Origin of the sequence: Streptomyces sp. NPDC058964 (assembly GCF_042741275.1) — a bacterium.
Classification (GTDB): domain Bacteria; phylum Actinomycetota; class Actinomycetes; order Streptomycetales; family Streptomycetaceae; genus Streptomyces.
Map to the genome: position 1 here is coordinate 1 of NZ_JBHYKH010000336.1, position 5,363 is coordinate 5,363.

The window sequence follows — 5,363 nt, forward strand, 5'->3', positions numbered from 1 at the left end:
ACCTTTAGTTGTTCTTTTTGGTGGGTGTTCTTTTTTTTTTTACCCGCCCCGCGCCCCGGGCGCCGCCCCCGGGCGCGGGGGGCGTGCCGCCGGGTGTCCCGGTACGTGCGGCCGGCCTGGGGCCGTTCAGCCGACGAGGCCCTTCGGATCCACGGGCAGGTCACCGGCCGCCGAGGCGGTCCGCTGCTGCGGGAAAACGATGTCCTGCGGGCCGGCCGGCCGGTCCTGCTCCCGCTCCGCCGCGGCCCGGTCGGCGAGCACGTTGACGGCGGCGTTGAACCGCTCCATGGAGGTGGGGTGGTCCGGACCCAGGACGTACTCCTTGAGCGCGCGGCGCTCCGCGGCCATCGGGTCGTGCCGCGGCTCGCGGACCGAGCGAAGGATCTCCGGCAGCCGTGCGCACTCCCGGTCGAGCAGATAGGCGCCGCCGGCGGTGGTGTACGCGGCCCTGAACTCCTCGTCGGGCAGGTCGTGGGCGTTGGTCAGGACGTACGGCTTGAGGCTGGCGACGAAGTCGGCGACCACGGAGGAGACATCGCTGACGAGGATGTCCGCCTGGTTGAAGCACTCGTACAGCGTCGGCAGCTGCCTGAGGACGACGTGGTGCCGGACCGGGCCGCGGCTCTCCCAGAACAGGCGGTGCCACTCGGCGTGCAGTTCCTGCCACTCGGCCGCGCCGTCGAGGTCGGGCAGCCGCGCGTCACGGATCTGCTGGGCGTCGTCGCCGCCCTGGCGTCCGGCCAGTTCGTCCAGGCGGGCCCGGATCTCCCGCAGCCGCGGCGCGGCGGCGGCCACGGCGGCCTCCGCCTCCGCCGCCCCGCGCCGCTCGTTGTCGGCCCGCAGCAGCTCCCGCACGGCCCGGTCCGCCTCCGCCGCCTCGGCCGAGCGCTTGCCGGTGAGCGGATGCGGCTTGTAGACGACGCGCACGCTCTCCTCGAGGAGGCGCTCGATCAGCGTCACGCCCATCGGGATCAGCGAGGTGTGGCAGTCGTCGTCGCTCCAGCCCTCCCAGGTGGGGGCGTAGAGGACGGTCGGCAGCGGACCCGGGGTGTGGTCGGCGTGCAGCCGGATCGGCGCCAGCTGGGGCCGGCCCACCTCGACGATGGCCTCGTCGCTGATGGCGTGCCGTACGCGCCGGTAGCGGTCGCGGCCCGCCCGGCCGGCCACCCAGATCTCGTCGTACACCTTGCTCACCCGGTTGCTGCTGGCGAGTTTGTCGCTGTCGCCGTGGCCGATGAAGACGTGCTTCGCCTCGGCCACGCGCAGCATGCGCACGTTCTTGCCCGCGTTGCCGGGATACAGAACCACCCGGACGCCGGACAGTTCCAGCTCGGCCAGGTCGTCGGCCTTGGGCACGCAGACCACCGGGATGCGGGTGCGGCTCAGATGGCGGAACGAGGCCCGCTCGCGCAGCACGATCACCGGGCGCAGGTCCAGTCCCTCCAGCGTCTCGATCCACATGTTGACCTGGTACATGAAGTCCCGGGACACCGAGGCGAAGCTGAAGTACAGGGCGACCTCGGGCCGGTGCGCCGCGAGCTGCCGGTTGACCTCGGCGAACACGTCGTCCCTGACCGGCATCCGGCGGACCCGGCGGTACTGCCCCAGCAGGGCCAGCACGGCCGCCACGGACAGTCCCGTCGTCAGCCCGAAGCCGGCGTCCGCCGGGTACCAGGACCCGGCCACCAGTGCGGCGAGCAGTCCCGCGTGGGCCGGTATGTCGAGGTGGAGCAGCTTGCGCAGGAAGCGCCGGTACAGGATCGCGGGCGGGCGCTGCGGAACGCCCAGCGCACCGAGGTCGAGGTTGCGCGCCACCAGCGGCATCACCCGGCGCAGCCGGATGGCGTGGTGCACCGCCGAGTAGAGCATCACCAGCGCGAAGTGCGCGCTGAAGACGGCCAGCGCGGTGACCAGCACCCGGTCCGGCGCGCCGGTCCGGCTGGCCAGCGCGAGCAGCATCACCGTCCGGATGGCGAACCGCATGGTGCGGTTGAGCTGCAGCGTCGCCAGACGGCGGACGAAGCCGGGCGCCCGGGTGTGCAGCACCTCGTCCACGACGTAGGTCACGGCCGACGCGACGGCGAACCAGCGCACCGAGGGCAGCAGCGCGAAGACGGGAAGCGCCGCGAACCCCGCGCCGAGCAGGAGTACGAGCAGCAGGTCGGTCGTCCCGCGTACGCGCACGACACCGCACAACCGACGAATGATCACGGACAAGGCTTTCCCCCCACGGGATTGCACACGGTCACACGGCCGGCCAAATGCCGTCTGTTCGTCAGTTCGACCGAGGAGGGGGGCGAAGAGTTGTACACCTTTCCCTCGGAAAGGCTTCATCTGCTCTTCGGCAAGGGCCTTTTCTGTCGTCGGCGGTCGTCGGGTGGTCGTGGGGTGACCGTGGGGTGGTCGTGGGGTGGTCGTCCGGTAGGGGAAAGGCCCGGGCCTCCCTCACGGGACCCGGGCCTTCCCTTCATCCGATGACGTCCGTCACGCCGCCACCGGAACCTCCGGCTCCGCGCCGTTCGTGGCCGGCACCAGGGCCAGCTCCAGTACCTGGCGGACGTCCGTGACGGTGTGGACGTCGAGCTTGTCCAGCACCTCGGTGGGAACGTCGTCCAGGTCGGGCTCGTTGCGCTTGGGGATGACCACCGTGGTGACACCCGCCCGGTGCGCTGCCAGCAGCTTCTGCTTCACACCGCCGATCGGGAGCACCCGGCCGGTCAGCGAGACCTCGCCCGTCATCGCCACGTCCGTGCGGACCAGCCGGCCGGACAGGAGCGAGGCGAGGGCCGTGGTCATCGTGACGCCGGCGCTCGGGCCGTCCTTGGGGACCGCGCCCGCCGGGAAGTGGATGTGCACGCCCCGGTCCTTCAGGTCGGCCACCGGCAGCTCCAGCTCGGCTCCGTGGCTGCGCAGGAAGCTCAGCGCGATCTGTGCCGACTCCTTCATCACGTCGCCCAGCTGGCCCGTCAGGGTCAGGCCCGCCGCGCCGGTCTCGGGGTCGGCGAGGGACGCCTCCACGAACAGCACGTCACCACCGGCGCCGGTCACCGCGAGGCCGGTCGCCACGCCGGGGACCGCCGTACGGCGCTCGGCCGGGTCCTGCGCGGACTCGGGCACGTGGTGCGGCCGGCCGATCAGGGCCCGCAGGTCGCCGTCCGTGATGGTGAACGGCAGCTCCCGCTCGCCCAGTTCGTGCTGGGCCGCGACCTTGCGCAGCAGCCGGGCGATGGACCGCTCCAGGGTGCGCACGCCCGCCTCCCGGGTGTACTCGCCGGCCAGCTTGCGCAGCGCGCTCTCGTCGAGGGTCACCTCGTCCTCGCCGAGCCCCGCCCGCTCCAGCTGGCGCGGGAGCAGGTGGTCCCGGGCGATGACGACCTTCTCGTCCTCGGTGTAGCCGTCCAGGCGGACCAGCTCCATACGGTCGAGCAGTGCCTCGGGGATGGCCTCCAGGACGTTGGCGGTGGCGAGGAAGACGACGTCCGACAGGTCCAGCTCCACCTCCAGGTAGTGGTCCCGGAAGGTGTGGTTCTGCGCCGGGTCGAGGACCTCCAGCAGGGCGGCGGCCGGGTCGCCCCGGAAGTCGGAGCCCACCTTGTCGATCTCGTCGAGGAGGACGACCGGGTTCATCGACCCGGCCTCCTTGATCGCCCGCACGATCCGGCCGGGCAGCGCGCCGACGTAGGTACGGCGGTGACCGCGGATCTCGGCCTCGTCGCGGACGCCGCCGAGGGCGACCCGGACGAACTTGCGGCCCATGGCGTGCGCCACGGACTCGCCGAGCGACGTCTTGCCGACGCCGGGCGGGCCGACGAGGGCCAGCACGGCACCGCCGCGCCGGCCGCCGATCACGCCCAGGCCGCGGTCGGTGCGGCGCTTGCGCACCGCCAGGTACTCGGTGATCCGCTCCTTCACGTCCTCCAGACCGGCGTGCTCGGCGTCGAGCACGGCCTTGGCGCCCTGGATGTCGTACGCGTCCTCGGTCCGCTCGTTCCACGGGAGTTCGAGGACCGTGTCGAGCCAGGTCCGGATCCAGGAGCCCTCGGGCGACTGGTCGGACGCCCGCTCCAGCTTGTCGACCTCCTTGAGGGCGGCCTCACGGACCTTCCCCGGCAGGTCGGCGGCCTCGACGCGGGCGCGGTAGTCGTCGGACTCCTCGGCGGAATCCTTGCCGTTCTCGCTGTTCAGCTCGCGCAGTTCCTTGCGGACGGCCTCCAGCTGACGGCGGAGCAGGAACTCGCGCTGCTGCTTGTCGACGCCCTCCTGGACGTCCTTGGCGATGGTCTCGGCGACGTCCTGCTCGGCGAGGTGGTCGCGCAGGTGCTGGGTGGCCAGCTTGAGGCGGGCGACCGGGTCCGCGGTCTCCAGCAGTTCGACCTTCTGCTCGGTGGTCAGGAAGGGCGAGTAGCCGGAGTTGTCGGCGAGCGCGGAGACGTCGTCGATGGCCTGGACGCGGTCGACGACCTGCCAGGCACCGCGCTTGCGCAGCCAGGCGGTGGCGAGCGCCTTGTACTCCTTGACCAGTTCGGTGACGTGCCCCGGCAGCGGCTCGGGCACCTGCTCGTCGATACGCGTGCCCTCGACCCACAGCGCCGCACCCGGTCCGGTGGTCCCGGCACCGATCCGCACCCGGCCGCGGCCGCGGATCAGCGCGCCCGGGTCACCGTCCGCCAGCCGGCCGACCTGCTCGACGGTGCCGAGCACGCCGGTGCCCGGGTACGTCCCGTCGATGCGCGGCACCAGGAGAACCTTCGGCTTTCCGGGCTCCGAGCGGGCGGCGGCCTGGGCGGCCTCCACCGCGGCCCGTACGTCGGCGTCGTTGAGGTCCAGCGGAACCACCATCCCGGGCAGCACGACCTCGTCGTCGAGCGGCAGCACGGGCAGAGTGAGCGGTGTGAACGCCGTGGACTCAGCAGCCATGATCTCCCCTTCGGCAGTCAAGTTGAGCTATGCCGACTCAATGCACGTGAGCCCCCGAATGTTCCCCTGGGCGTGTTCGCTCTGAGCGATCACCGAATCACCCTGTTCCACCTGGGAAAACCAGGGACGGCACGCCGTTATGCCCGAGCGGTTCCCGCGCTCACCGCGAAAGCGTTCACGGGAGGGCGTCGACAACTGCCGCCGGATGCAAGGCGGCACGACACCGCGGGGCCGGAGCCGCGAGCGGGGACAGATCCGTGAGAAGCGCACGCGTGGCAGCAGTGCACCGGATGCCGATGCACCCGCCTCGCCCCCGACGGCCGGCCGAGGGGCGACGGCGAGGTCTTCTTCCGGAAGCTCAGCGGCCCGCGGGGGCGGCCGCGGCCACCCGCGCGAGGCCCCCCCCGCACGACCCCGGGGGGGGGGGGTTGGGAGCGGGTGGTGTC

The 5,363-nt window shown here is 72.1% G+C and carries 2 protein-coding genes; both read right to left on the bottom strand.

The features are described 5' to 3' along the window. Positions 1–126: 126 nt before the first annotated feature. On the bottom strand, positions 127–2,211 hold the full coding sequence (locus ACFW2E_RS31795; protein WP_384470774.1) for a hypothetical protein: 2,085 nt from the start codon (positions 2,209–2,211) through the stop codon (positions 127–129). A gap of 273 nt (positions 2,212–2,484) precedes the next feature. After that, positions 2,485–4,917 carry an endopeptidase La gene (gene lon, locus ACFW2E_RS31800; RefSeq protein ID WP_384470777.1) on the bottom strand — a complete coding sequence of 811 codons (2,433 nt, stop codon included), beginning with the start codon at positions 4,915–4,917 and terminating at the stop codon, positions 2,485–2,487. Positions 4,918–5,363 lie beyond the last annotated feature (446 nt).

Excerpts from the sequence above, each read along its gene's own strand:
- lon (WP_384470777.1), bottom strand. The coding sequence starts at position 4,917 with ATGGCTGCTGAGTCCACGGCGTTCACACCGCTCACTCTGCCCGTGCTG.